Source organism: Pseudarthrobacter sp. Pseusp20, from assembly GCF_059492155.1.
In genome coordinates this window covers 2,155,674-2,182,627 of sequence record NZ_CP168521.1, presented here as the reverse complement: position 1 = coordinate 2,182,627, position 26,954 = coordinate 2,155,674, and the positions used below count along the sequence as shown (strand labels likewise).

Genomic DNA, 26,954 nt, shown 5'->3' with positions numbered 1-26,954 from the left:
CCGGGGAACAACCCTTGCAGGACCAGAAGGTGAGCAACCGGGCTTCAGAAATTCTTTACCTCGATCGGGGACGGCTCTACACATGCCCACCTAAAGTCTTTCCCATGACACAGACCCTCCCTCAAGACATCCCTGCAGCAGCTGCCCCCAGGCTGGCCTCCGCGTGGGGAATAGCCACGGTGTCCAGCAGCGGCACCGTGTTGGACACCTGGTACCCGTCCCCCCGGCTCGGGGCGCCTGAGCTCTCGGCAACCCCGCCGGGCGAGCTTCCGCGGCTGGCTTCCAACGGGAACGACCCTGACAGGCGTGTGCACCTGAAAGTCGTCCTCACGGAGACAAACCTCGATGAGCCGCCACGGGACACGGCAGATGCATACCTGCGTCTTCACCTGCTTTCCCATCGCCTCGTTCGGCCGAACGAACTGAACCTGGACGGAATCTTTGCTGTCCTGCCTAACGTTGTTTGGACGAATTTCGGCCCGTGTGAAGTCTCGGACTTCGAGGAGACACGGGCCCGACTGCGGGCCCGCGGCGCCGTGACCGTCTACGGTGTGGACAAATTCCCCCGCATGGTTGATTACGTAGTTCCCGCAGGAGTTCGCATCGCTGACGCTGACCGGGTCCGGCTTGGGGCCCACCTGGCGGAAGGTACCACGGTGATGCACGAGGGGTTCGTCAACTTCAACGCCGGCACCCTGGGGACCGCTATGGTTGAGGGCCGCATTTCCGCCGGTGTGGTGGCCGGGGATGGAACTGATGTGGGCGGCGGCGCCTCAATCATGGGCACTCTTTCGGGCGGAGGCAAGGAAAAGGTGTCGCTGGGCCAGCGGGTCCTCCTCGGAGCGAACTCCGGGGTCGGGATCTCCATCGGCGACGACAGCGTTGTCGAGGCCGGGCTTTACATCACAGCCGGCACAAAGGTGCGCATCGTGGGCTCCGCTGACGGAGACACCGTCGAGTCAAACCGTGTCGTCAAAGCCGCAGAGCTTTCCGGGGTAGCAAATCTGCTGTTCCGCAGGAACTCCTCCACCGGTCAGGTCGAAGTCCTCCAGCGTGGTGGCCGCACTGTTGAGCTCAACGACTCTCTGCATGCCAACTGAATCAAGTTAAATAGCGAAGCAAAAACCTAGGGCCTTTCGCGGCTGTTCCCACACAATTTCTCTCAGCAATGAAAAGCGGGCTGGAGGCCTCCCGCGGCCTCTAGCCCGCTTAGTTGGCGGGCCTGAAGTCCGGATGTCGTCCTGGGGTTCAGGAGCCGTCCTGGGAGCGCTGGTTGATCGGATCCGACAGGCGTAACGTCCATTAGAACGGTGGTTGCGGAGCCGCTACCACACGCGTGAAGTAGGGGCAGCGACTCAAACCGAGCGCCTGAAGGAGCGGGAATGGCAGGATGGAATGCTGATACAGCCGCCGGTCCGCTGGGGGCCGGGACGGTAACCCTGGTGGAGGGTTCATCATTCTGCATCTCCGGGCAGAATGGGGACATCCATCCAGAGTTGCCGCAGGGAGTCTTCTTCCAGGACACCCGTATAGTGTCGTGCTGGAGATTAACCCTCAACGGTCAGGCGATTGAGCCGCTGTCGGCGGAGACCAAAGAACCTTACCGGGCCCTTTTCGCAGGCCGGGTGCCGCGCTCCGACGGTTATGCGGACAGCCCGTTGCTCGTGGAGCGGCAGCGGGATGCCGGAGCGGGCATCCTGGAAACGGTCACCATTCGCAACTATTCACTGAAACCCGCTGAGTGCGCGATCCGGCTCAGTGTCGAAGCGGACTTCGCTGACCTCTTTGAGGTGAAGGAAGCGCGCATTCAAAGGCAGTGGCACGAGACGCGGCAGGCCGACGGCGATTCCCTGGCTATCAGTGCTGTCTGGCAGGACGTCCAAAAGAACGTCGTCGTCACTGCAGAAGGAGCCAGAGCAACAGCTGAAGGTTTGGCCCGTGACGTTGTAATCCCGGCCAAAGGACACTGGACCATCCGTTTGAGCGTGGTGCCAACCGTTGACGGAAGAAGACCTTCCGCGCTGTTCGTCCATCCTGCGCCGGCTGAAGAGTCCCCGCGCGATATACGCCGACGGGAGTGGGTGGCCAGGATCCCGGTAGTGCGCATGGGCAACCGCTCCATCGAACGGACCCTGCGGCGCAGCTACGACGACCTGGGCGCCCTTCGCATCGAGGACCCGGAACATCCGGAGCGCGTAGTGGTGGCCGCCGGGGCGCCTTGGTTCATGACCCTGTTCGGCCGCGACTCGTTATGGGCATCGGAAATGGCGCTGCCGGTAGATCCGTCCCTGGCTTTGGGTACCCTGCAGACCTTGGCTGACCGTCAGGGCAGAGTAGTGGACCCGATGAGCGAGGAGGAGCCGGGCAAAATATTGCACGAGGTCCGGCTCGGTGTCTCCAGCGGGCTGTCCCTGGGAGGTAAAAACGCCTATTACGGCAGCGTCGACGCCACACCGCTGTTCATCAACGTGCTGGGGGCGGTCAGCCGCTGGGGCTTCGCAAAAGAAACCATTGCCGCACTGCTGCCCCATGCGGACCGGGCTCTGGACTGGATCCGGGATTACGGCGACAAAGACGGAGACGGCTTCGTCGAATATGAGCGGCTCAATGACCAGGGTTTGCTGAACCAGGGCTGGAAGGATTCCTGGGACGGGATTACCTTTGCCGACGGGCGAATCGCCGAAGCGCCAATCGCACTGTGCGAAGTGCAGGCCTACGTTTACAGCGCGTACATGTCCCGGGCCTGGATGGCCTACAACGCCGGCGACAGCGACCTGGGGGCTGAGCTGGAGGAACGCGCGGCACGGTTGAAACAGCGGTTCAACGAGCAGTTCTGGCTGCCGGATAAAGGCTATTACGCCCTCGCACTTGACCGGGACAAGCGCCCGGTCGATGCATGCGCCTCCAACATGGGTCAATGCCTCTGGTACGGAATCGTCGATGAAAAAAATGTGCCCATGGTGGCAAAGCGCCTGATGTCTCCGGAGATGTTCAGCGGCTGGGGAGTGCGGACCCTGGCTACGGATATGGGTGCCTACAACCCGGCCAGTTACCACAACGGCTCTGTCTGGCCGCACGACAACGCGGTCATCGTGGCTGGCTTGATGCGTTACGGGCTCGTGGATGAAGCACAGCGCATCGCGACCGCATTGCTCGAAGCCGCTGACTACTCGGACGGGCGCCTGCCGGAACTGTTCTGCGGATTTGACCGAGGACAGTTTGGCCAGCCCGTGCCCTATCCGACGGCGTGCTCTCCACAGGCCTGGGCGTCCACCACGCCGATTTTCCTGCTCACGAGCCTCATGCGGTACGACGCCTACGCTTCCCTCGGGGGCCTGTGGATGGACCCCGTAATCCCGGAATCCTTTGGAGACCTGCATATCAGCAATGCGCCTACAGGTGCCGGGCCGGTCACCATAGACGCCGCAGGTACGAGCGCCTCCGTCGCAGGCCTGCCCGAGGGAATGGTTCTGCACCGCGGATCCCGGCCATGGATGACCGAACTCGTGGAGCAGGCACATCTGCACCAAGAGAAATAGCGACGTTGAGCAGCGACTGGGAAACCGGGCGTCCCGCCTAACCTCAGTCCGGACGTTCGAGCCTGGAAGTACCGGAAAAGCGCGCTGGCGACGGCGACGTCTCCAGCGCGCTTTTTCTTACAGGCGCCGAGGTGATCAGCTTTCGCTCAAGGCTGATCTTTTCGCGGCAGCTCAGCTGCTGCCAGCCGGGATGCAGCGGCGGCAACGCGTTCGTCTGATCCGGTGATCGAGAACCGTACATAACCTTCGCCCGCCTGGCCGTAAAAGCCTCCCGGACCCACAAGGATGCCCAGTTCCGCCATGAAATGCACGGTTTGCCACGTGTCCAAACCAGCGGTTGCCCACAGGTAGAGACCTGCTTCCGAGTGCTCGACTTTGAACCCGATATTCTGCAGCGCCGGCAACAGAATCTTCCGGCGCCGACGGTAGGTAGCCTTCTGGATCCGTACATGCTCCCCGTCGTTCAGGGCCGCTTCCATGGCGGCCATAATCGGGGAAGGGACAATCATGCCTGCATGTTTACGGGTGTTGACCAGACTCGCCATGATCTTTTCGTCGCCGGCGACGAACCCTGCCCGGTATCCAGCAAGGTTCGATTGTTTGCTCAGCGAATACAGGGAGAGAAGACCCTGCGTGGAGCCACCGGAAACTTCCGGGTCCAGGACGCAGGGTATATTCCTTCCACCTATATCCCTGTCCCAGGAATCCCATCCAAGTTCGGCGTAGCACTCATCTGAGGCAACAACAGCCCCTATCTCCCGCGCCTGTGCCACGAGAGCCTTCATGGACAGCGCGTCGCGGACCTGGCCTGTAGGGTTCCCCGGCGAGTTGATCCAAACAAGGCGGACCCTTTGCAGCCTTGCGGGGTCCAATTCGTCCAGGGAGTCACAGGCCACCGATGTGGCTCCGCACAGCGTGGCGCCAATGTCATACGTGGGGTATGCAATCTTCGGCCGGACAACTACGTCCTGCGGCCCCAGGCCGAGCATGAACGGCAACCACGCGATGAGCTCCTTGGACCCAACCGTGGGCATGATGCTTTGGGGGTCGAGGTTTCCGACTCCACGGCGACGTGCGAACCACTGCGCGATTGCCTCTCGAAGGGACGCAGTGCCGTGCGCACCGGGATAGCCCGGGGCGTTGGCTGACCTGATCAATGCCTCACGGACAACATCCGGGGTGGAATCAACAGGAGTACCAAGAGACAGATCTACCGGCCCATCAGCGTGCCTGGCAGCAATGGCTTTGTAAGGGGCCATCGCATCCCAAGGGTAGTCAGGAAGACTAAGGCCGAACGCCCTGGCAGGCGCAAGTGAATCAGGCTGCGCGCTCATCCCGCCACCTCAAGAAGATCCGAAACTTCTGACTCGGACTGCGGGAAGTCCCACATCTCAGCGTCTATGGTGCCCTTGGAAATCATCCTGGCGGGGCCGCGCAGGAAGACGTGCTCGCGTACGGTTCCTCCCCTCCCGCGTTCCTTCTGGAACCGGACCAGGACTGGCCCGCCGGGCATCTGCACTGTCCATTGGGAGTCGGGAAGACCTGATAGGAGTCGAACGGCGACCGCAGTCGCGCAGGCTCCCGTTCCGCATGCCTGGGTCTCGCCAACCGAACGCTCGTAAACCCTCATCGAAATAACACGCGGAAGTTCCGGGCTTTCCGGTTCAGTAAGTGAGGAGAATTCCACGTTGGTTCCCCGCCTCGGACGGGGGCTGACATGGGGTTCGTTGAACAGGTTGAGCGGTGACAGCGGTGTTCCCGGAGGCAGGATCACGACGGTGTGCGGGTTGCCCATGTCGATGGACACTCCGCGCTGCACTTCGATACCCGGCGCTGAGACGACGGCGTCAGTGCCATCATCGGCGCTGCGTTCGGGGAATGCTTTCCGCCAAGGGCCCATGTCGATCTCATAGTCATTTCCGACCAGCGTGACTTTCTTTGCCCCTGCCCGGGTTCCGATGGTCAATGCGGCACCGGCAGCAAGGTCCGCGAGCCCCGTCGAGACCAGGAAATGAACGAACACGCGCACCCCGTTGCCGCACATCTCAGCTATGGTGCCATCGGCATTGCGGTAGTCCATGAACCACTCGGCCTCCGGAGCGTACGTCAAAACGTCCAGGCCTTCCGGTAGGAGTTTTGAACGGACTGCGCGGATGAGGCCGTCTGCTCCAATTCCCCTGTGCCGGTCGCAGATCTGGGAGGTCATCGCCTGGCTGATCTCCAGATCGCTGTCGGGGTCTGCAATTAGGACGAAGTCGTTGCCTGTGCCGTGTCCCTTCCAGTAGGGCACGCCCTGGAGCGGAGTGGAAGTCCTGGATTCAGCCTTCGCTAAAGAATCAGTCATGTCAGGATTCGACCTTTCGAATCAGCAGGGTATGGGAATGGGCGGCCGGAACGGCTCCGAATCAGCACGAGACATCACGGAGGAAAAGGTCCTCCTCGGTTTCTCCGCGGACGATGAGGCGTGCCTTGCCACCGGATACAGCAACGACGGGAGGGCGGGGGGTGTAGTTGTAGTTGCTCCCCAGAACCCAGCAGTACGCACCCGTGGCGGGCACTGCGACCAGGTCTCCTGGCTTGAGGTCCGAGGGAAGATAGACGTCTTTGACGACAATGTCCCCGCTCTCACAGTGCTTGCCGACGACCCGGGACAGGGCTGAGGGTGCATCCGAACGGCGGGAAGCGAGGGCAACCGAGTAATCTGCGCCGTAGAGCACAGGCCGAGGGTTGTCACTCATGCCGCCGTCCACGGAAACGTAGCGACGCTCGAAGACATCGCCGTCCTGCTCGACGTGGATGGTTTTGATGGTGCCGACCTTGTACAGAGTGAAGGTTGAACTGCCCACAACGGCGCGACCGGGCTCGATGGAGATCCGCGGGACATCAATTCCCAGCTGCCGGCAGGTTGCGCCCACCACCTCCGCCATCGCCGTCGCCAGTTGCTTTGGCTCCTGGGGATAATCCAGATCGGTGTAGGCGATCCCGTATCCGCCACCGAGATCCAGTTCTTTCAGGGCCACGCCATGAAGATCACGGACGGAAGCGATGAAGCCGAGGAGCTTTTCTGCGGCCAAAGCGAAACCATCAGGGGAAAAGATCTGGGATCCAATGTGGCAGTGGACACCAAGGAGTTCGATACTGGCATGTCCCAAAGCTGAAGCGACCGCCTGTTCGGCGGGGGATGTTTTGCCGTGGACTGAAGCCATGGACAGGCCGAACTTCTGGTCTTCGTGGGCAGTAGCGATGAATTCATGCGTTTCAGCATGGACACCCGGGGTGAGCCGCAACAGGATAGGGGCCGTGAGGCCCCGGCCACGCGCAACTTCTGCCACGCGTTCCAGCTCCTGAAGGCTGTCGACAACGATTCTGCCGATGCCCATATCCAGCGCCCGGTTGATCTCGTTGTCCGACTTGTTGTTGCCGTGGAGACCGAGCTTGGCACCATCGATGCCAGCCCGGGACGCCAAGGCCAGTTCACCTCCCGAGCACGTATCGAGCCGCAGTCCTTCCTGGTCTACCCAATTTGCTATCTCTGTGCATAGAAATGACTTCCCTGCATAATAAACATCCACTCCACCGCAGAGGGGAGCAAAGGCCTCGTTGAACGCGTCACGGAAGGCCCGTGCGCGGCTGCGGAAGTGATCCTCGGAGACAATATAGGCGGGCGTCCCGAATTGCTCAGCCAGCTCAGACACAGGCACGCCGGCGACAGTGATTTCGCCTGCCTCTGATCGAGACACCCCTTGCGGCCAAATCCCCGGGTTGAGCTCATTCGGCTCGCTGGGGACCTTGAGCCACTCCGGGGCTAGTGGGGACTCTAACTGCGTTGTTTCTGTCGTCGACATAACTCGATGAGGCCTCGTTCTGGGTTTTTACCGCTGGACGTCTTGGAAGCGGCCAGGGGACCTTGGGAATTCGTGTGAGTGTCAGTACAACAGTGCAGACGATCCCGATCAATGCAAGTAGGTGAAAGGGAATATTCACAAGGTACAGAAGAGCTAAAGCTGGGTTGCATGTATTCTGACGACTCATCTACGGTGTGAAGCGAATCACTCAAATCTCAATAGCCTTTCGAGCTGTGGCGGGAGAGTCCTCCCCGTCAACACCGGGCAGGCGCCGTAGGAGCAACTCCTCCCCAGGAATCTCTCAGGCCCATGCACCGCCACGGCAAGGCGACTCTGGAAAGCAGCCAGGCACGGCCTTGGCTCACCGTCGGTGCAAGCGGACCACCATGTTCGCGGAATCTCTCAGGTCCGATACAGAGCGGGGAGGAACCCGAATCATCGTGGCGCTTCGGCACCACCTGAACTATGGAGTTCCTCTTATGACGGCTCAATCGTCCCCCACCACCTTCGCGGACCGCCATATCGGCGCGCGCCGCCAGTCCGACATCGACACCATGCTCAAGGCCGTCGGCTACGACAGCCTCGATGACCTCGTCGACAGCGCGGTTCCGGATTCCATCCGCCAGGACACGCCGCTCACCCTCAAGAGCGCACTGAGCGAAGTCCAGGTCCTCGCCGAACTCCGCAAGCTCGCCGGCAAGAACAAGACCGCCGTGCAGATGATTGGTCAGGGCTACTACGACACCGTGACCCCGCCGGTGATCCGCCGCAACATCCTCGAAGCCCCCGCCTGGTACACCGCCTACACGCCCTACCAGCCCGAAATTTCGCAGGGCCGGCTCGAGGCGCTGCTGAACTTCCAGACCATGGTGAAGGACCTCACGGCGCTCCCGGTGGCCAACGCTTCACTACTGGACGAAGCCACCGCCGTGGCCGAAGCCGTGCTGCTGATGCGCCGGGCCAACAAGAACAAGACGGCCAAGGACGGCAAGACTGTGCTGGACGCTGACCTGCTCCCGCAGACCATCGCGATTGTGCTGGGCCGCGCCGAGGCCCTCGGCTTCGAGGTGGAAATTGCCGACCTCACGGCCGGCCTGCCCGAGGGCGACATCAACGGCGTTGTCCTGCAGCAGCCCGGCGTCTCCGGCCGCGTCTGGGACCAGTCCGCCGTCATCGCCGAAGCGAAGGACCGCGGCGCGCTGGTCACCGTCGCAGCCGACCTCCTGGCCCTCACGCTCATCACTCCGCCGGGCGAGCAGGGCGCGGACATCGCCGTCGGCTCCACCCAGCGTTTTGGCGTGCCGTTGTTCTTTGGGGGACCGCACGCCGCCTACATGGCTGTCCGCGAGGGCATGGAGCGCACGCTCCCCGGAAAGCAGAACGCTTCGAGGTCGTCGATCTGCCTTTCTACAAGCGCCAAAAGTAAACACCGCCAACTGACACGCAAAAGAGGAAGAGCACATGAGCAAAGTTGTTTCTGAACTGAAGTACTCCGCCGAGCACGAGTGGGTTGCGGTGGACGGATCGGGGCCGGTGGGGATTGGAATCTCTGCCGTTGCTGCGGATGCCCTGGGTGACATCGTGTACGTGGACCTCCCCGAGGTTGGCTCCACGGTTTCTGCCGGCGAAACCTGCGGCGAGGTGGAATCCACCAAGTCCGTCTCGGACCTGTACGCCCCGGTCACCGGCGAGGTCGTCGAGATCAACGACGGCGTCGTGTCGGACCCGGCACTGATCAACACCGATCCGTATGGCGCCGGCTGGCTCTTCAAGGTGGCGGTCACTGAAGAAGGCCCGCTTATGTCCGCTGAAGAGTACGCCGCAGCCAACGGCGGCGAGCTGTGAGCGGCGCCGCTGCCGTAACGGCAGCCTTCGAGCAGGTAGTCTCCGCGTCGCTGGACGCAGACCTGTCCGCCCTTGACCCTGAGATCGCAGCAAAGATCGACGACGAACTGGGCCGCCAGCGCGACGGCCTGGAAATGATCGCGTCCGAGAACCACACGGCCGCTGCCGTCATGCAGGCGCAGGGCTCGGTGCTGACCAACAAGTACGCCGAGGGTTACCCGGGCAAGCGCTACTACGGCGGCTGCGAGCACGTTGACGTGATCGAGCAGTTGGCGATCGACCGGGTGAAGGCCCTGTTCGGCGCTGAGTACGCGAACGTCCAGCCTCACTCCGGCGCCCAGGCGAACGCATCAGTTATGCATGCGCTGATGAAGCCGGGCGACACCATCATGGGCCTGAACCTGGCCCACGGCGGGCACCTGACCCACGGCATGCGGATCAACTTCTCCGGCAAGCTGTACAACGTGGTTCCGTACCAGGTCCGTGAAGACACCCACACCATTGACATGGCAGAGGTGCAGCGCCTGGCCCAAGAGCACAAGCCGGCGCTGATTGTGGCCGGCTGGTCCGCATACGCACGGCAGTTGGACTTCGCCGAATTCCGCCGGATCGCCGACTCCGTAAGTGCATACCTCATGGTGGACATGGCCCACTTCGCGGGACTGGTCGCCGCAGGCCTGCACCCCTCCCCCGTGCCGCACGCCCACGTCACCACGTCGACCACGCACAAGACCCTCGCCGGTCCGCGCGGCGGGATCATCCTGTCCAACGACGCTGACATCGCCAAGAAGATCAACTCCGCCGTGTTCCCGGGCCAGCAGGGCGGGCCGCTCGAGCACGTCATCGCCGGCAAGGCCGTGGCGTTCCAGATCGCGGCTTCGCCTGAGTTCAAGGAACGCCAGGAGCGCGTCTTGGCCGGTGCCCGCATCCTGGCCGAGCGCCTGGTCCAGCCCGACGTCACCGCCAAAGGCATCAACGTGATCTCCGGCGGCACCGACGTCCACCTGGTCCTGGTGGACCTGCGCAACTGCGAACTCGACGGCCAGCAGGCCGAAGACCGGCTAGCGGCGATCGACATCACGGTCAACCGCAACGCCGTCCCCTTCGACCCCCGCCCGCCCATGGTCACCTCCGGGCTGCGGATCGGCACCCCGGCCCTGGCCACCCGCGGCTTCGGCGAAGCAGCCTTCCACGAGGTCGCGGACATCATCGCCGAGGCCTTAACGGCCGACGCCGACGCCGACCTTTCGGGGCTCCGTCACCGCGTCGACGCCCTCGCCAAGGCCCACCCGCTCTACCCGTCCCTGACCGCGGTTGGCACTGACGCCAGGTGACGGGTAGCGAGGCTCACTTCGAGCCTCAAACCAGGGGCCGGTGCATGTCTCCCTGCAGGCACCGGCCCCATCCCTCTCTGCCTCCCCCGCTCCTGGCCGGCTGCGATGTATTCACGGAAGGATCCTCCTGTGGAGAACCTGCGCTTCAAAATTGTGCCCTCAGCTGAGGTCGAGGACATGGTGAAACGCTTCCTGCCATCAGAGGCAGAAGTTACGATTTCCTGTCTGTCCATGGGCGGAATCAGCGAGACGTTGGGGACAGCGGCGAGATTGTCCGAGCAGGGATACCGGGTCATTCCGCATATGCCAGCTCGAATGATTCCCAGCACCAGATTTCTTCGTGAAAGCTTGACCAGCCTGGCCCACTCCGGCATTAGGAGGATCCTCGTCATGGCCGGAGACGGCGCTCAGGAAGGACCATACGCCGAAAGTCTCCACTTGATGGAAGACATCTACGAGTTCAGCGGCGGGTCATTCAAACTCGGAATAATCGGCCATCCGGAAAACCACTCAAGCCTGCCCAACCCGGTCCTCTACGATGCCCTGCTGGCCAAGCAACATCTAGCCACCGAACTCACGACACAGCTCTGCTTCGACGCAAGAATCCTTCGACGCTATCTACAGCGCCTTCGCACTGACGGCGTACATCTCCCTGTCTGGGCAAGCGCCCCCTGCCCGCTCACACGGGAGGAACTCGTAGAGGCTGCATCCCGCATCGGAGTGGGCTCGTCCCTGCACAAGATCAGTCGCTTGGGGCCGCTCAGCAGACGCTCCTTCAGAGACGGGAAATTCGATCTGACGCGTTTCATGGTCGACATCGGACCGACGGATTTTGCTGGCTTACACATCAATACGTTCAACAGACTCAACGAGTTACAGCCATCTCTTATGGCTTCCAACCTGACAGGAGCAACACCATGACTCAGAATCAAGATTTTGCGACCACAGGCAGCAGCCGCGTGAAGCGCGGCATGGCCGAGATGCTCAAGGGCGGCGTCATCATGGACGTCGTCAACGTCGAGCAGGCCCGCATCGCCGAAGACGCCGATGCCGTTGCCGTCATGGCGTTGGAACGTGTTCCGGCTGATATCCGCGCCCAGGGCGGCGTGTCCCGCATGTCGGACCCGGACATGATCGACCAGATCATCGACGCCGTGTCCATCCCGGTCATGGCCAAGGCCCGCATCGGCCACTTCGTCGAAGCCCAGGTCCTGCAGTCCCTCGGCGTCGACTACATCGACGAGTCCGAGGTCCTGACCCCGGCCGACTACATCAACCACATCGACAAGTGGAACTTCAAAGTTCCCTTCGTCTGTGGCGCCACCAACCTCGGTGAGGCCCTGCGCCGCATCAACGAGGGCGCGGCCATGATCCGGTCCAAGGGCGAAGCCGGCACCGGTGACGTCTCCAACGCCACCGGGCACATGCGCCAGATCCGCGCCGAAATCGCCAAGCTCGCCGCCCTCCCGGAGGATGAGCTGTACGTTGCCGCCAAGGAACTGCAGGCCCCGTACGAACTGGTCAAGGAAGTCGCCGCCAACGGCAAGCTTCCGGTGGTGCTGTTCACCGCCGGTGGCATCGCCACCCCGGCCGACGCTGCGATGATGATGCAGCTCGGCGCTGACGGCGTGTTCGTCGGTTCCGGCATCTTCAAGTCCGGCAACCCCGCGCAGCGTGCCGCCGCCGTAGTCAAGGCCACCACCTTCTTCGACGATCCCGATGTCATTGCCAAGGCCTCCCGCGGCCTGGGTGAAGCCATGGTCGGCATCAACGTCGACGAGATCCCCCAGCCGCACCGCCTCGCCGAACGCGGCTGGTGACTGACCGTGCCACTGATGGAAATGCAGGGAATCCCCGCCCCCTATGAGATAGGCGCGGAGCTCTCACCCAGCCAGTGGAAGCAGCTGGAAGAAGGCCAATATGTCTTGGTTCAGCGGCAAGGCGAGGGGGTGCGCGGAGGGGAAGTCGACGTCCTGAACTACCACGCCACGATCTTCTGGGTACTGCTGGACGGGGGACAGGGACGTATCGCAATATTCGACGACGAGGACATCCGTGTCTGGTTGCCCAGAGGCTGCCGGTTGTGATCTGCCCAGGGCAGGCGCGGGTTCTGCGAGCAGACACAGGAGCCCGTTGGAACCGGCAGGTCGAAGCCACATCAACCGAGGGAAGCAAAACACGCAGCCGTCTGGAACTGGCCTGGCATTCAGTGACCAAGAACAGCACGGAAAGCTGGGCGGCTACGAGGGAAAAGCCTGATGGAATGGATTGACGGGCAGCTGTTTATCTCCGTCCTGGTCACCTTGTTCGTGATCATGGATCCCCCCGGAACCGTGCCGTTGTTCATATCCCTTACAGCAGACATGACGCCCAGGAATCGCAACCGGTCTGCGCTGCAGGCCATTGCGGTAGCTGCTGGCGTCATCACAGCCTTTGCCGTGTTCGGCCAGAACATTCTGACCTACATGCACATCAGCCTGGCTGCTCTTCAAGGAGCCGGGGGTCTCCTTCTCATCCTCATAGCCCTGCAGCTGCTGACCGGGGCCAACGATGGACAGGAAGGCGCCAGCAGGTACAAAAACGTGGCATTCGTTCCGCTTGGGACGCCACTCATGGCAGGTCCGGGCGCCATCGTCGCGGTCATGGTATTTACGCAACAGGCAAACAGCCCCGCCCGCGCGACAGCCGTGGTGGCGGGTGTCCTCGTGACCTTCGCGACGCTGTACCTGGCGATGCGCTTCGCAACCATCGTCCAGAAGGTTTTGGGTGAGGACGGGGTTGAGCTTGTCACCCGCATCGCAGGGCTGTTGTTATCCGCGATTGCAGTGCAGATGATCGCCGACTCTGTACAGGATTTCGCAAGAACTTGGACATAAAGACCGTGGCGACCACTTACATCAGGTCGAGGTGCACCCCAACCTGACCAAGGCCTCCCGTGGCTTCTGTGAGGCCGTGGTCGCCATCACCGTCGACGTGATCCCCCAGCCCCATAGCGTGGCACAACACAGCCCGTGACGGCCTCTGTACCAGTACGAGAAATTTTGGCCAGAACCAACGAGAAATGGAATAACAAATGCAGCAACTCGCGAAACGGCTCGAACGCCTGGGCACCGAAACCGCCTTCAGCGTCGCTCAGGCCGCCGCCGCCTGGAAGGCGAAGGGGAACTTGGTGTTCCCCTTCCATCTCGGCGATATCAACATCCCCACCGCCCCGAACATCGTGGAAGCGATGAACAAGGCGATCACGGACGGCTACACGGGCTACTGCCCGGGCCCTGGCATCCCGCAGCTGCGTGAAGCGCTTGCTGAGGCCATCGGCTCGCGCCGCGGGGTTGAGTTCTCCCCCGAGAATGTGGTTGTGATGACCGGTGGCAAGCCCGTCATCACGAAGTTCCTGCAGGCGGTCATGAACCCCGGCCAGGAAGTGCTTTACCCCAATCCCGGCTTCCCGATCCATGAATCGCAGATCGAGTACCTCGGCGGCACGGCCGTGCCGTACCGCTATGTGCCCACGAGCACGGGCTTCGCGATCGACCTCGAGCAGATCCGCGCCTCGATCACCCCGAACACGGTCGCCATCATCTACAACGACCTGCAGAACCCCATCTCGGCCGCGTCGACCGCCGCCAAGCGCGAGGCCATCGCACAGCTCGCGATCGAACACGACCTATGGGTCCTCTCCGACGAGGCCTACTTCGAGACCCGCTACGAGGGCGTCTCCAACTCGATCACCTCGATTCCCGGCATGGCCGAGCGCACCGTCATCCTCTACACCTTCAGCAAGAAGTTCGCCATGACCGGCTCGCGCCTGGGCTGCGCCGTCGCCCCGCGCGAGATCGCCCAGGTGCTCAGCACGCTGAACACCAACGACGAGTCCTGCACCACCCACTACGTGCAGTGGGCCGGCATCGAAGCGCTCCGCGGCCCGCAGGACTCCGTGCAGCAGATGCTGGACATCCTGCAGACGCGACGCAACACCGCCTGCGAGCTCGTGAACTCCATCCCCGGCATGCACGTCGCCGTACCGCAATCCACGTTCTACCTATTCCCTGACGTCACCGAGGCCATGGAGCGCATGGGCTACACGGCAGTCGGCGACTTCGCCTCCGACGCCCTGTACAAGACCGGCGTCTCCTTCTGCACCCGGGAACACTTCGGCCGGCGGCTGCCCGGCGAGGAGCGGCAGTACATCCGCCTCGCCTACTCCGGCATCGAAGCGGCAGACATCCGCGAGGGCCTCGGACGCCTGCGCGAATGGATCGTGACCGCATGAGCCGCGTCGTCGTTACAGGACGGATTCCTGACGCCGCGCTCGAACGCCTTCGCGCCGAGAGTACGAGGTCGATGCCTGGACCGGTACCGAGTCGATCAGCCGCGAGGAACTCCTGCGCCGCGTCGCCGGTGCCGACGCGATCGTGAGCCTGCTCACCGAACGCGTCGACGGCGCACTGCTCGACGCCGCGGGGCCGCAGCTCAAGGTCGTCTCGAACGTCGCCGTCGGTTACGACAACATCGACGTCCCCGCCTGCACCGAGCGTGGTGTCATCGCCACCAACACCCCCGGTGTGCTCACCGAGGCCACCGCCGACATCGCGTTCGGGCTCATCCTGATGGCAACCCGCCGCCTGGGTGAGGGTGAACGGCTCATCCGCGCCGGCCAGCCATGGAAATGGGGCATGTTCTTCCTGCTCGGCTCCAGCCTGCAGGGCAAGACCCTCGGCGTCGTCGGCATGGGCGGCATCGGCCAGGCCACAGCACGCCGGGCCAAGGCCTTCGGCATGGACATCATCTACCAGTCCCGCAGCGAAATCGATCCCGCGATCGCCGCGGAACTGGGCGCCCGCCGGGTCGACCTCGACGAGCTGCTGACGGTTTCCGACGTCATCTCGCTCCACTGCCCCTACGGCCCCAACACGCACCACCTCATCGGCGCCGAGCAGCTTTCAGCAATGAAGAGCTCCACCTACCTCGTCAACACCGCACGCGGACCCATCGTGGACGAGGCGGCCCTCGCCGCCGCGCTGCGCGAGGGCGTCATCGCCGGTGCCGGGCTGGACGTCTTCGAGCACGAGCCCAAGGTCCACCCCGGGCTGCTGGAGCTCGAGAACGTGACACTCGTGCCGCACCTCGGCTCTGCAACCGTAGAGACACGTACCGCCATGGCAGTACTCGCCGCGGACAACACACTCGCCGTGCTCCGTGGTGAGCAGCCGCCCTCGCCAATCGGTTAGTGAGCGCATCCGCCAGTAACGCGGGTACGAGCCGCGTCCCTAGGGACGCGGCTCGTACCCGATAACAGCAGAAGATCGACCAACGACACCATTGTTGTCGCACCTTACCCTTCTACCGACAGTCCACGGGCAGAAGGCCGCCTTCATGCTGATTGCCAGTTTGTGGGAAGCGTCTAGGACCAGGCTCTCGGCCCCCCGCTGACCGCCAGAATAGATGGCGAACTCGGCCATAGCTCGACCCTGCAGAGCATGCATATTTTAGATCGGAGACCCGGAGGTGTGCACACCTAAGTATGCATGCGCGCTGACCTGCGGTTATGTCCTAAAACGGACATCCCGGCGTGGGATTTTTGGAGGCTCAGCTCTCGTCGAACGGCAGGCTGACGACCTCATCGCCCGGGTCTTCCGGACTTGCTGGCGGAGCCGCGCTCGGGTGGTCCTGGTACAGCGCGTCCGAGGCGCTCTGGTCGTAGGTGTCGGAGAGGCCTGCACCCTTGGTCCCGAGGACCTGCTCCCAGTTGAATCCCATACACACGACTTTATCGGCCGGTATCGAACTCGCGAAGGATCGCCTCGACGCGCGCGGTGAGTTCGTCGGCGCGCTTGAGGATCTGCTCTTCCTCCCATGTGACATCTGCCGCCGGGGGCTGGCCTGCATCGCAGCCGCAGCAGACCCCGGCCCAGGTGCGGGCTCCGGACCGTCGAGCAGCAGTGCCGCGGCACTGATGACTGCCGACAGCGAGGATGGATGCATGGAGCGGTAGGCCTCGATCCATCCCCAGCGGTCCACGGCTGGCAGCATGCCGATGGAGAGGTGCCAGTCCAGATTGGGATCCGGCCGCAGGTGCCGGTGGGCGGTTCCTTCTTCGTCGAGGCGGCCCCAGGGCCCCGACGGAACCGTGCGACCACCCGCTGTTGGTGCCGATCACATCAAGCCACGACCAGGTGGCGCACGCCGGGCAGGCGATTGGCTCCCCGGCGACGCCGATCCGCCCGCGCAGCCGCTCGACACGACCAGATCCGGTGCGGAGGGTTCTGACCCGGTCCTGCTCGGCGCAGAACAGGATTTTAGGCCAGCGCCCCGTGCGACGTTGTAATCGGCCGATTTCGTCAGCTTGTACCGCGACTAGTCTTATTGCGCAGGCGGATCCAGCATGACGCGGCGAGAGAGCTTAACGGCGACTCGAAAGGCAACAGTGCTGGATTTGTGGCTGTCGTGCCACGTTGACCGATAGCGTGTGCCGGAGGACATCCAGTCGAAAGGTGCATGCAGTGGATACTCATCCTCGGAGCCCGCGAGATCTGTTCGAGGGTCGTCGCCATTTTGAGATTCCCGCGTTTCAGCGCCCCTATGTCTGGGATGAGGAGAGCCAATGGGCCCCACTGTGGGACGACGTAGTCCGGGTCACCGAGAGCTATCTTCTTGACGGGAGTAAGCCCCCAATTCCGAATCACTTCTTGGGTGCGGTCGTTTACGAGTCGAAGCCGCCGTCTGCCGGCGATGTGACACGGCATGAGGTCATCGACGGCCAACAACGCATGACGACGCTTCAGCTCTTGCTTGATGCCGCCCATGAAATCATCGCCGAGCGCGGACACCAGACGGAAGCGGATCAGCTCGAAGAGCTCATTCTGAACAAGGCGTTGACATTCAAAGGCCGCATCGAGCGCTTCAAACTCTGGCCATCCCAGGCGGACCGAAGCGCCTTTGCCCATGCCATGGATCCAGAGGAACCGCGGGTCGAGGAGCATCGAGTCATCGAGGCCCACGACTTTTTCCGGCGTGAAATAGAACAGTGGCTGATAGGAACACTGGATGAGGAAGGGATCGTCCCACCCGGAACAGAAGAGCTCCGCGCCAAGGAATTATGCTCGACGCTTGAACATCGACTGGTCGTCGTCGCCATCGACTTGTCAGGACATGAAGACTCACAGCTGATCTTCGAAACGCTGAACGACCGGGGCACACCTCTGCTGAAAGCGGACCTCATCAAGAACTGGGTCTTCCGCAAGGGCGAACAGATTGGTGCTGACGTGGACAAGTGGTCCAGGACGCACTGGGCCGACTTCGATACCGTATGGTGGCGGGCTGAAATCTCCCAAGGCCGTCAGATTCGGTCCCGCGTGGACATCTTTCTGCAGTACTGGCTCACGATGCGCTTACAGGAAGAAGTCAAAGCGGAGTTGGTGTTCAGAGTTTTCGCAGACTACGCAGGGTCGCGACTGTCCACTCCCGCCAAGGCGGAAGCCTTGCTGACGGAACTGCGGAAGGATGCCGACACCTACCGGGGCCTCAGCGAACTCGACGTAGCGACGCCCGAAGGACGGTTCCGCTCCCGGGTTATCGAAACGATGGAGCTGGCGGCCACCACCCCCCTCTTCCTCTGGCTCCTCTCCGAGAACCACTCGGTTCCCCGGGACCAGGTGCGGATAGCACTGGACGCCATCGAAAGTTGGGTTATCCGCCGCACACTCCTGCGGAAGACCTCCAAGGATGTAAACCGCTTCATGGTCGCGACCTTGAAGTCGCTCGGGAGCGTTGATGCTCGCGAAGCCGGAAACGCCATAAGGACGTTTCTTTCGGAGCAGACCGCGGAGACCCGTTACTGGCCTTCCGATCAAGAGATGCTCACGACACTCCCTGATGTGAAGCTCTACGGGAACATCCGGCAGTGGCGACTCCAGGTAGTCCTCCGTGCTGTGGAACAACAACTTCGCAGCCAGAGCACGAAGTACGAAGCAGTCGAGCTTCCCTGGGGATTGGAAATCGAGCACGTTATGCCGCAAGGTTGGCGAACCCACTGGGACCCGCAGCCAAGACTCACGCCTGAAGAGGCAGCTGTGCGTGACCGGGTCGTAAATACGATCGGTAATCTCACGCTCGTGACCAAGTCACTCAATGGTTCGCTATCCAACCGTCCGTGGACAGACAGAGACGCCGCGGGACTCATCGATGGCGGTGAATCAGGCAAGGGTAAGCGAACGCTGCTCGACGCCTTCAGCCTTCTGGTGCTCAACAAAGAAATCATCCAGAGCCACATCGATCTCTGGACTGATGCCGACATCAAGGAGCGCTCTGTAGTCCTGACCAAGGCAATCACTCAGGTCTGGCCCGGTCCCTCAATGGAGATCCAGGAAGCTGCCTTCGAAGCGGCAAGAGCTTAGTGTTCCGGCAGCTTGATCTCGGTGTTGGTCGCCAGGTCGATGAGTGTGCCGTCTGTGTCGGTGATCGTGGCGATGCCCTGTTTGAGACCAGCCTTTGAACACTTCATGCAGCCGCTGAGGAGAAACCAGGCGCGGGCCACGAACCGGGAATTCTGACCGCATAGCGTCGTGGTGGGTGCAGACTTCAAAGCCAGGTGAGTGGAAGTACCACCTACTGTTATGACCACCATGACATCCTGCGTGCGTTTCCAATCCGGGCCGTACGCCTCATTTGCGAGGATGTTCGGCAGACTGTTCCGGATCGTGATTGGCTCGGGTTCAGACATGGGATCATCCTATGCGGGCGGACCGTCTCTTACGGAGAGGACCGCCGGAGGCCTGACTCAGTCGTAGCCGCTAAATATGCAAAGTCAGGCCTGCAGAGGTTCGTCGCAGGCTTTGCAGGCCTGACGGTCGCCAACACCGGTCTCCTCGACGACCAGCAGCCGTTTGGGGTTCTCGTCCCAGACGTTGCCCACTGAGTTGCACCAGGCCGGGTGATAGACCTTGCCGGAGCTCACCACGTAAACCTGGCCAGGGCCCACTTTGGGTGAGCCGTCGCTGCGGCGCGACGCTGGTTCGATCGCGTGCAGCTCCCCCAGGTCTTTGGACTCCTGCTTGGCTTTTGCTGCCGCCTGCCAGGCACGGCGTGGACGTGGTGTCATTGATCGATCAGTTTCTGTTGAGGCCGAATTGTCGTGTCATCAGCGCGTCTTTGTAGCGAGACTCTGCTGAATCCACCTCTGTGGAGGGTGTGCTGGGTCCGAACACGCGAAGAAGGCTGAATACAAAGTGCCGGGCGTGGTCTGTCTTGGTCGTTTCTCCGGCTGTGCTGTCGTAGGCAAGTTCGCGGAGTGCGACGTTCCCGCCGTGGCCGTCGCGCGCGTAGCTCGTCCACCGTCCGAGAATGCGCTCAGCACCATCCGCCTTTCCAACGTATTGCTTGCCGTTGGTGGAGTCAGTGATGAGGTAAATGCCCTGTACTTCCTTCAAGGCAGCCCGCCAATCGGCATAGCGGGGGTTCTCCACCATGTCGCGGAGCTCGTGGTAATTAAGCAGTACGCCGTCGAACCCAGGGAAGCGAACCTTGTCCCGGTCGGCTATCTCCAATACCGGCAGGTTCGCGGCGCTGGAGGCACGCCGGTGCCAGTTCCGCGGGCTGTCCCATTCGATCACGAGCCGGTCAATGAGGGGCGCAAGGAAACCCGACATGCGCAGGTCGAAGAAACGGTTCACCTCAGTGCGCTCTCCGGCTAGCTCGCCGTGATTCTCCAAGGTGCCCCACAGCCGGGAGCGGCGTTTGCCGTCGGCGATGAGGATCACCCAGAAACGGGGAGGGTCCGTGGGGAATTGCCGGGGTGAGAGACCCTGCTCCATGGTGTAAGCGAGGACCCGTTCTTCGGTCAGGTCTTCGGGACCACGCAACGCACTGGGGTCGCCGGGCCTGAAGGCATGGCGGATAAGCAACACATCCTCCAGCCGGACCGCCGGGTCACAGTCTGCGCCCATGCCAATCAATACATGGCCGAGAGTGAGAGATGCGCGCGAAGCCGGCATCGCTGAAACCGCTGTCTCCGCAGCTACGTCGAGAGCAAGATCAGACACGGAAACACCTTATGTCATGAGCCGGGCACGGCGGCTTTAGTGGCACGTAGCTTAGTCGTGTCCGGCTGGGACCGGGATGTCCGTGAACGGATCCGCCGTTCCGTCCAACGATCTGAAAGCCTTGCCGTGCGTAGAGGCGTCTCGCGGCGTTGCCGTGATTCGTTTTTAAGAACCACAAAACCCGCGCGCGTCCTGGACTCCCGGCACACAGGGTGCGACGGCTGATGATGCCGCCTTTCCCTGTTTCCCGAGCACATGACACGGCTCGCCGTAATCGGTAGATCTCCTTGTATCTTGTGAGCATGACATTGGACCAAGTTCTTCTCATATCTGTGCCAATCGTGACGGGCGGTTTCGCCTTGGCCGGTAGCTGGTTCGGATCGCGGCTCGGGAGGAAGAATGAGCACGAGCAATGGTTGAGGAATCAGCGGCAGGCAGCCTATTCCGAGATTCTGGGAGCATTTGATGCTCTCTACTTAGAGACAGGCCGGCCCGAAGTTGGCGACACCGCCGTCCAAGAGGTCTTATTCGACCTGGTGGTGAAGCAGGGCAGGCTGTCCGTTGTCGGCCCATCCAAAGTTAGGGTGCTTGGCGATCGCTTGGTCGATGATGCTTGGGGGATGGTTCAAGCCGCCCGAGGCGTGGGTCCTGATGCAGGGCAGCGGTATCTATTCCGGGACAAGGCCAAAGTGACGGCTCAGGAACTCATTGAAGTACTCCGGAACGACTTGAATGTCGTCAAGCGCTAATCCGTGGGCCGGCGGGTATGACGACGCATTCGATCTTGCAACAAGCCGTGGTATCGACTTGTGCGGCTTCGACAGGTTCGATTGACCCGAACCAGCTCCAAGTGACCGTGGACCTCGGAACCTCAGCAAGCACGCTGGGCGGCGTAAATGTCGGCAATGCCAGTACTCTTCATTTATGTGTCCAGAGCCTGAGGAAGAATCCGAGACGCCTGATGAGGTCGAATTGATCAGCGACGGCGAAAATCTGCTGGTCATCGGCGATGATCGCCGCGCCGTTGAGCAATTCTTGCGGGCGAGAGGTCTGCTCGAAAGGGCCCGGGAGTTTACCTCCCAATCGCTAGTCCCCGTTCTTCGATCCTCAGCAGAAATTTTTAGTACAGTCTCCGAGGCCGTCGCGAATTCGGGTCTCTGGGTGAAGCTTACGCCGGAGGCGGCGGAGGATATGAAGGAGTTCGGGCTCACGGACAGCGGTGTGCCTGGAGTCGCGTACGCAATGGCTGGCACTCGCGGCTCCATCAAGAAGTGGCTGAGGATCGACACAACCACCAGTGCTAAGTTGGCAAACCCTGCCATACTCTCAGGAGTCGCAGGTGCACTGTCGCAGGTCGCACGCCAGCAGGAGGCGGCGCAGCTGCGGAAACTCTTGGAAACGCTGGACCAGAAGCTTGACCAGGTTCTCCGCGGGCAGCGGGAGGAGATCTTGGGCGACCTTGCGGGCATCGAGCGCGAGATCCGGGCGACCATTCTTGTTCGGGAGATGGAGGGCTCGATCGACTCGCTCACTTGGTCGAAGCGTTCTGGCGTATCACTCCAAATCCGGCAGGTGCAGTCGAAGGCGATCCTGAAACTGGGCGGTATTGCAGATGACCTGGAGCAACACAAGCGCATCGGCGACCTCAATGCACGCCTGCGGGATGCCAAACGGGAAGTCCAGTTGTGGCTTTCAGTGATCGCCCGATGCACTACGGCGCTCGATGAGCTCGCAATCCTGGAGCTGGACCACAATGCTGCAATCGCACCCGACCGTGTGGACACGAGGCGACTGTCGCTCGATGCTTCACGCCAAGACGATCAGGTCGAGCTGCACGAAGGCGTCTCTGTGCTGATGCAGCGCATGGACTCGGCTGCCTGTCTGGCAAATCAGAATGCCATTCTCCATGTGAAGGGTCTACCAGCTGTCATCAGGTCCATCGACGATACCCGGAGTCTCATCAAACGCTTCTATGAGGCACTGAGCATCGAAGTCGATTGGGATTCAGTGGACCCGACTCAGTGGCGCGTCGCCATCCGGGAGTGGCAACAGTGGAAGAATGCTTTGGCGGAAGCCGGAACGGAAGCATGGGATAAGGGTAAGCCAGTCCTCGCGGCCGTCGCCTTTTCCGCCCTCGGAGTGCTAATGAAAGACAAGATCAAACTGCCCTTGAAGCCCGGAAGCTAGCACTTCCGGGGCTGCCTCCAGCCGGCCACTCAATAGCTCAAAGCATTGATCCCGAAGCGAGCGACTCTCGATGTGGGCTTGGTGACCTCCGCCAAGCGAAGGGGCCATTCAACACGCGTGCGCAGGTCAGCAGCTGAACGCCGGGGTGTGGGGTTTAGCCTCTTATGCCGCCGATTGCCTCGTAAGCCAACCGGAACTTCACCGTCACGTCTGTTCCGTGTTGGAGTGCCCGACCGGTCGGAAGCCGGGGTCCTTCTTTGTGTGGGCTGAGGAGCCCCAAGAGTTCATCGCGCAGGTACTCCCGGGCCCAATCCAATGCCTTAGTTTCGCGGTCGAAACGGATGCATAGCGCAAGATCGAAAACTGTAGAGTCGACGAGCTCAGGTCCGAACTGGAATATGCGGTCCTCGCCCCGAGGCAGGGTTCGCGTCTTCACCTGAATTTTGCGACTCAGTTCGTCAATCAGGTCGTACCCCTTCGTCCCAGGCAGCGGAAGGACACCACCGTAGACCGCCAGCGCCAGCGCTTCGCCGACCTCGCCCTCAATACTGCCGGATGTGCGGGAGACACCGCGACGAATAATCTCCTGTCCGATGCGCGATTGCAGTTGGAGCAGCTCAGAAAGAGTAAGTGCGCTCAGGTCAGGAATCGTCACGGGATCATCATAGAGTCATGGGGAGGTCAGTTCTACGGCGTGCCGGAGAACTCTGGGCACGGGCGACGAAAGACTTCAGCAGGACGGTTCTTCTCGTGTCGGAGGGCCCACGTACGCTGAGGGCATGAACCAACGGCCAAGTTTCTTTGAGCGTGACCAGAGTTGAGTCTCACTGACTGTTTGAAGGATTCCGGCTCACCCGTGCGTGCCTATCTTGAGCGGGTCTCACCGCGCCTTGAAGCTTCGGCCGGCAACACCGGCGGCGCGCGGATCGCCGCCGGCGAACTTGGCCTCCCCGCGCTCGTTGACGCTGATGTCGTTATCCCGCGGGCCGCCGGTGTTGACGGCACCCTGTCAGGCACGGCCTTTGATTTTCGTGCACGCATCGAACTCGGTGATTTTAATCCGCGCGAATCAGCAGCTGCTGCAGGTATAGCCCGGGCAGCCGAATACGCTTCCTGGGTCGAGAATGGTCACCATCGGGTTGCGGTGCTCGCTGAGTCGTTTGACGTCGCGCAGGCATTGCTGCGCCATCCGGCGAATGACACTGATCTTGACCGGGCGTCAATCCTGCTCGCCCATTGCGAGCGTGTCCTGCGGTCCGGGGCACGCGCGCTGAGCGGCGGAACCGGGAAGCTGCTGGACAATGCCAGCGACGGACCCTCATTCGCGGACCAGATCAGCCCGATGATGGTGGCCGACATCGGTTCTCTCGTCGAGGCCGGCCGGATGCAACTCGAGGAATGGCGCGGCGAGATCGCAGACGGAACAGATTTTGCGTCGAATCCCGGGTTCGCGGGGTCGGAGCTCGTGGGCGGCGCGGACGCTGATTGGATCATCGGCGACACCTTGATCGACTGCAAGGTGTACAACCGGCTCAGCGTGTCCGAGCTACGCGGCTTCCTGTTGCAGCTCCTCGGGTACGTCATGCTCGACCTCGACGACCGTTTCGGCATCCGCCAGGTCGGGATCTGGCTCCCACGCCAGGGGCTGATGCCGACGTGGAACCTCACGCGGCTGCTTTCCGGGGACCCGGAGATGCTCCTCCCCTCCTTGCGGGAAGGCTTCGCGCGTGCGACGGGACACCAGCAGATCGCGCTCAAGGAGCCAGTGCCCGAGCGCCACAGACACCAGATCCTCGCCGAGAACCGGCACACCCCCTATGAGACGCTGAACAAACTGGCCCCCAGCGAGGACCCAAGCATCCGGAGCCGCGTCGGGCGCAACACTGCCACGCCGGCGGCGACAGTTCGAGTCCTTGCCGGGGATCGCGCATGGAGCGTCCGCAAAGGCGTCGCAATGAACGAGGCGGCACCTGGTGACGTCCTGCTGACTCTGGCGCACGATAAGAGCGTCGCGGTCCGCCGAGCTGTCGCCGCCAATCCAAGCACGCAGCATGAGGTCATCAAGGCCCTGGCGTCGGATCCGGACGGCAGTGTGCAGTGGACGGCGCGCTCGAACGACGGAGCGGTCGTCCTGTCGTCGCAGTCAGGAGCGCACCCTTCCGGTGTGCCCGCTCCGGCGGCCACGATCATGCGCATCGACCGGGCCCCTGCCAGCCCGGCGTCGGACTCAACGTGGCTCTGCAATTTCATCATGATGATCAACGGCGCATCCCAGTTGGGGGGAACACGGCTGCCGGTCCCGGACGCAAGCTGGCTCTGGGGCACGCTGGCGAAACGCCGCCTTGACGTGCCTGTATGGCTCCGGGCAGGACTGCCGGATGACATCGCATCGGACCTCATGGGCTCTGAGCGTCCGGAACAGCTGCGGCGGGTGGCGGCCTGGCAGCGACCCATTGATGATCACGGGATACGTGACGCCCTGCTGCAGGACCCTGACCCCGCCATCCGATGGCGCGCGCTCTGCCGGACGGTGCACCAGGTCGACGACCAACTCGCCCCCTTGCTTACTGAACTCGGGACATCGCGCGCTGCACGGTTGCAATTCCGCACACACGGGTCGAGCGACTACAAGTACATGGATCGCCAAGATCGGGCTCAGTACAACGACGAGGTGCTGCATGTTCTCGCCTCGCACCGCTCCACTCCCCCTGATGTCTTGGCGCAGCTGTTGACCAGCACCTCGCCAGCCATCCGAGCGCAACTGGTGGCGAACCCGTCCGTCGGCGCGGAGGACCGGAGCAGACTCATCGAGAAGATGCTCAAGAGCCGGGATGCAGGTTCACGGGTGTTCCTCGCAGGGCTTGATGACCTTCCGCTCGACGTGCTCGTGCGGCTGGCCGCCGATAACAACCTCGATGTCCGTCGCGCCGGTGCACGGCACGAGCGTCTCCCCCAGAGCGCTATGGTTGCTCTTGCTGCTGACCCGGGGTGGGAGGTGCGCCTTGAGGTTCTGCAGAATCCGGCTACGCCCACGGATCTCATCGTGGATACGGCGGCCTCGGTTTTGCGCGACGCGCCGGACTGGCGTCTTCCTGGTGTGCTCGCCGCGGTTATCGATCTGGCGTCTTCGGAGGTCCCGGAGGGCGCGATCGCGGAGGCCTTGATCCGTCTGTCCAAGAGCCGTCTTCGGGACCCCTACGTCCGCGAAGTTGCAGCGAGTCACGAGCGAACACCGCCCGCTGTGCTGACCCGGCTCGCCCGCGTTGCGGACAGCTACATCCGCGCGACCGTCGCGGCAAACCCACGCACGCCGGCCGACGCTCTGGAGGCGCTCTCGACGGACCCGGACGAGTATGTCCGAACACGGGTTTCCGGTAACGAATCGACCCCGCCGGCTCCAATCATTGCGCTGTCGCATGATGCGTCGGCAAAGGTGCGCCAGGGAGTAGCGGACCGGGACAATCTCCCTCTCGACGTGCTGGAGCGCCTGCTGAATGACGAATCACAAGAGGTGCGGGAAAGTGCGTTAGCGAATCCTGGAGCACGAGAGGTGTTCCACCGCCGGTGTGAATCGTTCGATGATGCCGTTGCCAAATCCTACGAACTGCGTGCCCAGATGCCGACCGACCGAGCGACGCTTCTCGAAATGGCTGCGAACAGCCGGGCCCAAGTGCGGCTGCTGGTGGCCTTCGACATGGACGCAGACGCGGACATCCTCTCCTTCCTCGGCGGAGAACGACGAAGCACACACGTGCGAAGGGCCGTGGCTGCAAATCCCCACTCACCGGCAAACCTGCTCGCTGCTCTCGCTAATGATAACGACGGGCTGGTCCGCCAAGCAGTGGCATTCAACGGCGCAACACCGACGAGCGTGCTTGTTGATCTTGCAGGGCGGAGCACCGACCTGGCCCTGCTTGTCGCTTTGAATCCTGACACGCCCGTCGAGGTTCTCGAACTACTCACGAACGACGCGGAGCCGCTGGTCCGGTTCGTGGCAACAGGCATGAGAACGAGCCGGCGTGCGTCGATTTCTGCGGGCACATCACGAGTATCGCTCCCGGCGGCGGCAGGAGAGGCTGTGGGACTCTCGTGACCTGATCAGTCGACGTCACGCATTCCTTATGTTTGTCTCCTCGAAAAGATGAATGAGGGGCAACTTCGAGG

At 62.2% G+C, this 26,954-nt stretch carries 21 protein-coding genes, 2 pseudogenes and 1 riboswitch; of the genes and pseudogenes, 15 read left to right on the top strand and 8 right to left on the bottom strand.

The genetic code is table 11. The annotated features are described in order from the left end of the window. Positions 1 to 104: 104 nt before the first annotated feature. Both dapD and ACEN9K_RS10105 read left to right on the top strand, forming a co-directional pair. Positions 105 to 1,100: a 2,3,4,5-tetrahydropyridine-2,6-dicarboxylate N-succinyltransferase gene (gene dapD, locus ACEN9K_RS10110; RefSeq protein ID WP_495635639.1), complete on the top strand. Its 996-nt coding sequence runs from the start codon at positions 105 to 107 to the stop codon at positions 1,098 to 1,100. A gap of 282 nt (positions 1,101 to 1,382) precedes the next feature. Next, entirely contained in the window at positions 1,383 to 3,539 is a 2,157-nt protein-coding gene (locus ACEN9K_RS10105) for an amylo-alpha-1,6-glucosidase (RefSeq protein WP_495635638.1), read from the top strand. Positions 3,540 to 3,685: 146 nt separating this feature from the next. On the opposite strand, the gene dapC is transcribed toward ACEN9K_RS10105, so the two are convergent. From dapC to lysA, 3 genes are all read right to left on the bottom strand, one after another. Beyond that, positions 3,686 to 4,873, bottom strand: a complete 1,188-nt coding sequence (gene dapC, locus ACEN9K_RS10100) for a succinyldiaminopimelate transaminase (RefSeq protein WP_495635637.1) — start codon at positions 4,871 to 4,873, stop codon at positions 3,686 to 3,688. Further along, positions 4,870 to 5,883 (bottom strand): diaminopimelate epimerase, encoded by a 1,014-nt coding sequence (gene dapF, locus ACEN9K_RS10095; RefSeq protein ID WP_495635636.1) that lies wholly within the window; start codon positions 5,881 to 5,883, stop codon positions 4,870 to 4,872. Before dapF ends, dapC begins: the two co-directional genes overlap by 4 nt. 61 nt (positions 5,884 to 5,944) lie before the next feature. Next, the gene (lysA, locus tag ACEN9K_RS10090) at positions 5,945 to 7,384 is read right to left on the bottom strand and encodes a diaminopimelate decarboxylase (RefSeq protein WP_495635635.1); all 1,440 of its coding nucleotides are present in this window, start codon (positions 7,382 to 7,384) and stop codon (positions 5,945 to 5,947) included. A 227-nt stretch (positions 7,385 to 7,611) separates the two neighbouring features. After that, a riboswitch (glycine riboswitch) is annotated at positions 7,612 to 7,711 on the top strand. 152 nt (positions 7,712 to 7,863) lie between these two features. Here lysA and ACEN9K_RS10085 point away from each other — a divergent pair. From ACEN9K_RS10085 to ACEN9K_RS10045, 9 genes and pseudogenes are all read left to right on the top strand, one after another. After that, positions 7,864 to 8,760 (top strand): annotated as a pseudogene (locus tag ACEN9K_RS10085) (glycine dehydrogenase (aminomethyl-transferring)); the annotation flags it as partial. 85 nt (positions 8,761 to 8,845) lie between these two features. Continuing rightward, the gene (gene gcvH, locus ACEN9K_RS10080) at positions 8,846 to 9,229 is read left to right on the top strand and encodes a glycine cleavage system protein GcvH (RefSeq protein ID WP_495635634.1); all 384 of its coding nucleotides are present in this window, start codon (positions 8,846 to 8,848) and stop codon (positions 9,227 to 9,229) included. Further along, a complete protein-coding gene (glyA, locus tag ACEN9K_RS10075) occupies positions 9,226 to 10,563 on the top strand; it encodes a serine hydroxymethyltransferase (RefSeq protein ID WP_495635633.1) in 1,338 nt (445 codons plus the stop codon). The genes gcvH and glyA overlap by 4 nt, the downstream gene beginning before the upstream one ends. A gap of 129 nt (positions 10,564 to 10,692) precedes the next feature. Then, the gene (locus ACEN9K_RS10070; RefSeq protein WP_495635632.1) at positions 10,693 to 11,484 is read left to right on the top strand and encodes a methylenetetrahydrofolate reductase; all 792 of its coding nucleotides are present in this window, start codon (positions 10,693 to 10,695) and stop codon (positions 11,482 to 11,484) included. After that, positions 11,481 to 12,383, top strand: coding sequence for a pyridoxal 5'-phosphate synthase lyase subunit PdxS (pdxS, locus tag ACEN9K_RS10065; RefSeq protein WP_495635631.1), 903 nt, complete (start codon positions 11,481 to 11,483; stop codon positions 12,381 to 12,383). Before ACEN9K_RS10070 ends, pdxS begins: the two co-directional genes overlap by 4 nt. Before the next feature lie 15 nt (positions 12,384 to 12,398). After that, complete coding sequence (locus ACEN9K_RS10060) at positions 12,399 to 12,650, top strand: hypothetical protein (RefSeq protein ID WP_495635630.1); 252 nt, start codon at positions 12,399 to 12,401, stop codon at positions 12,648 to 12,650. A gap of 180 nt (positions 12,651 to 12,830) precedes the next feature. After that, a complete protein-coding gene (locus ACEN9K_RS10055) occupies positions 12,831 to 13,439 on the top strand; it encodes a MarC family protein (protein ID WP_495635696.1) in 609 nt (202 codons plus the stop codon). Positions 13,440 to 13,636: 197 nt separating this feature from the next. Beyond that, the gene (locus ACEN9K_RS10050; RefSeq protein ID WP_495635629.1) at positions 13,637 to 14,836 is read left to right on the top strand and encodes a pyridoxal phosphate-dependent aminotransferase; all 1,200 of its coding nucleotides are present in this window, start codon (positions 13,637 to 13,639) and stop codon (positions 14,834 to 14,836) included. Continuing rightward, positions 14,833 to 15,794 (top strand): annotated as a pseudogene (locus ACEN9K_RS10045) (2-hydroxyacid dehydrogenase). The gene ACEN9K_RS10050 and the pseudogene ACEN9K_RS10045 overlap by 4 nt, the downstream one beginning before the upstream one ends. Positions 15,795 to 16,152: 358 nt before the next feature. On the opposite strand, the gene ACEN9K_RS10040 reads toward ACEN9K_RS10045, so the two are convergent. Continuing rightward, positions 16,153 to 16,323: a hypothetical protein gene (locus tag ACEN9K_RS10040; protein WP_495635628.1), complete on the bottom strand. Its 171-nt coding sequence runs from the start codon at positions 16,321 to 16,323 to the stop codon at positions 16,153 to 16,155. 743 nt (positions 16,324 to 17,066) lie between these two features. Here ACEN9K_RS10040 and ACEN9K_RS10035 point away from each other — a divergent pair. Beyond that, a complete protein-coding gene (locus ACEN9K_RS10035) occupies positions 17,067 to 18,959 on the top strand; it encodes a DUF262 domain-containing protein (protein ID WP_495635627.1) in 1,893 nt (630 codons plus the stop codon). Here ACEN9K_RS10035 and ACEN9K_RS10030 read toward each other — a convergent pair. From ACEN9K_RS10030 to ACEN9K_RS10020, 3 genes are all read right to left on the bottom strand, one after another. Then, positions 18,956 to 19,285 carry a hypothetical protein gene (locus tag ACEN9K_RS10030; protein WP_021474384.1) on the bottom strand — a complete coding sequence of 110 codons (330 nt, stop codon included), beginning with the start codon at positions 19,283 to 19,285 and terminating at the stop codon, positions 18,956 to 18,958. The two genes, ACEN9K_RS10035 and ACEN9K_RS10030, sit on opposite strands and share 4 nt — an antisense overlap. Before the next feature lie 84 nt (positions 19,286 to 19,369). Then, on the bottom strand, positions 19,370 to 19,663 hold the full coding sequence (locus ACEN9K_RS10025; RefSeq protein WP_495635626.1) for a hypothetical protein: 294 nt from the start codon (positions 19,661 to 19,663) through the stop codon (positions 19,370 to 19,372). 7 nt (positions 19,664 to 19,670) lie between these two features. Beyond that, positions 19,671 to 20,603, bottom strand: a complete 933-nt coding sequence (locus ACEN9K_RS10020; RefSeq protein WP_495635625.1) for a GIY-YIG nuclease family protein — start codon at positions 20,601 to 20,603, stop codon at positions 19,671 to 19,673. A 302-nt stretch (positions 20,604 to 20,905) separates the two neighbouring features. On the opposite strand from ACEN9K_RS10020, the gene ACEN9K_RS10015 reads away from it, so the two are divergent. Then, positions 20,906 to 21,352: a hypothetical protein gene (locus ACEN9K_RS10015; protein WP_495635624.1), complete on the top strand. Its 447-nt coding sequence runs from the start codon at positions 20,906 to 20,908 to the stop codon at positions 21,350 to 21,352. 175 nt (positions 21,353 to 21,527) lie between these two features. Continuing rightward, entirely contained in the window at positions 21,528 to 22,790 is a 1,263-nt protein-coding gene (locus ACEN9K_RS10010) for a hypothetical protein (RefSeq protein WP_495635623.1), read from the top strand. 154 nt (positions 22,791 to 22,944) lie between these two features. Here the strand turns inward: ACEN9K_RS10010 and ACEN9K_RS10005 are convergent, their stop codons facing one another. After that, entirely contained in the window at positions 22,945 to 23,445 is a 501-nt protein-coding gene (locus ACEN9K_RS10005; protein WP_495635622.1) for a hypothetical protein, read from the bottom strand. 201 nt (positions 23,446 to 23,646) lie between these two features. Between ACEN9K_RS10005 and ACEN9K_RS10000 the strand changes: the two genes are divergently transcribed. Continuing rightward, on the top strand, positions 23,647 to 26,883 hold the full coding sequence (locus ACEN9K_RS10000) for a hypothetical protein (protein ID WP_495635621.1): 3,237 nt from the start codon (positions 23,647 to 23,649) through the stop codon (positions 26,881 to 26,883). The last annotated feature ends 71 nt before the right edge of the window (positions 26,884 to 26,954 follow it).

Bases quoted from the DNA above. Each gene is read 5' to 3' on its own strand.
- dapD (WP_495635639.1), top strand. From the start codon at position 105: ATGACACAGACCCTCCCTCAAGACATCCCTGCAGCAGCTGCCCCCAGG.
- ACEN9K_RS10105 (WP_495635638.1), top strand. From the start codon at position 1,383: ATGGCAGGATGGAATGCTGATACAGCCGCCGGTCCGCTGGGGGCCGGG.
- dapC (WP_495635637.1), bottom strand. From the start codon at position 4,873: ATGAGCGCGCAGCCTGATTCACTTGCGCCTGCCAGGGCGTTCGGCCTT.
- dapF (WP_495635636.1), bottom strand. From the start codon at position 5,883: ATGACTGATTCTTTAGCGAAGGCTGAATCCAGGACTTCCACTCCGCTC.
- lysA (WP_495635635.1), bottom strand. From the start codon at position 7,384: ATGTCGACGACAGAAACAACGCAGTTAGAGTCCCCACTAGCCCCGGAG.
- gcvH (WP_495635634.1), top strand. From the start codon at position 8,846: ATGAGCAAAGTTGTTTCTGAACTGAAGTACTCCGCCGAGCACGAGTGG.
- pdxS (WP_495635631.1), top strand. From the start codon at position 11,481: ATGACTCAGAATCAAGATTTTGCGACCACAGGCAGCAGCCGCGTGAAG.
- ACEN9K_RS10060 (WP_495635630.1), top strand. From the start codon at position 12,399: ATGGAAATGCAGGGAATCCCCGCCCCCTATGAGATAGGCGCGGAGCTC.
- ACEN9K_RS10050 (WP_495635629.1), top strand. From the start codon at position 13,637: ATGCAGCAACTCGCGAAACGGCTCGAACGCCTGGGCACCGAAACCGCC.
- ACEN9K_RS10040 (WP_495635628.1), bottom strand. From the start codon at position 16,323: ATGGGATTCAACTGGGAGCAGGTCCTCGGGACCAAGGGTGCAGGCCTC.
- ACEN9K_RS10030 (WP_021474384.1), bottom strand. From the start codon at position 19,285: ATGTCTGAACCCGAGCCAATCACGATCCGGAACAGTCTGCCGAACATC.
- ACEN9K_RS10025 (WP_495635626.1), bottom strand. From the start codon at position 19,663: ATGACACCACGTCCACGCCGTGCCTGGCAGGCGGCAGCAAAAGCCAAG.
- ACEN9K_RS10015 (WP_495635624.1), top strand. From the start codon at position 20,906: ATGACATTGGACCAAGTTCTTCTCATATCTGTGCCAATCGTGACGGGC.
- ACEN9K_RS10010 (WP_495635623.1), top strand. From the start codon at position 21,528: ATGTGTCCAGAGCCTGAGGAAGAATCCGAGACGCCTGATGAGGTCGAA.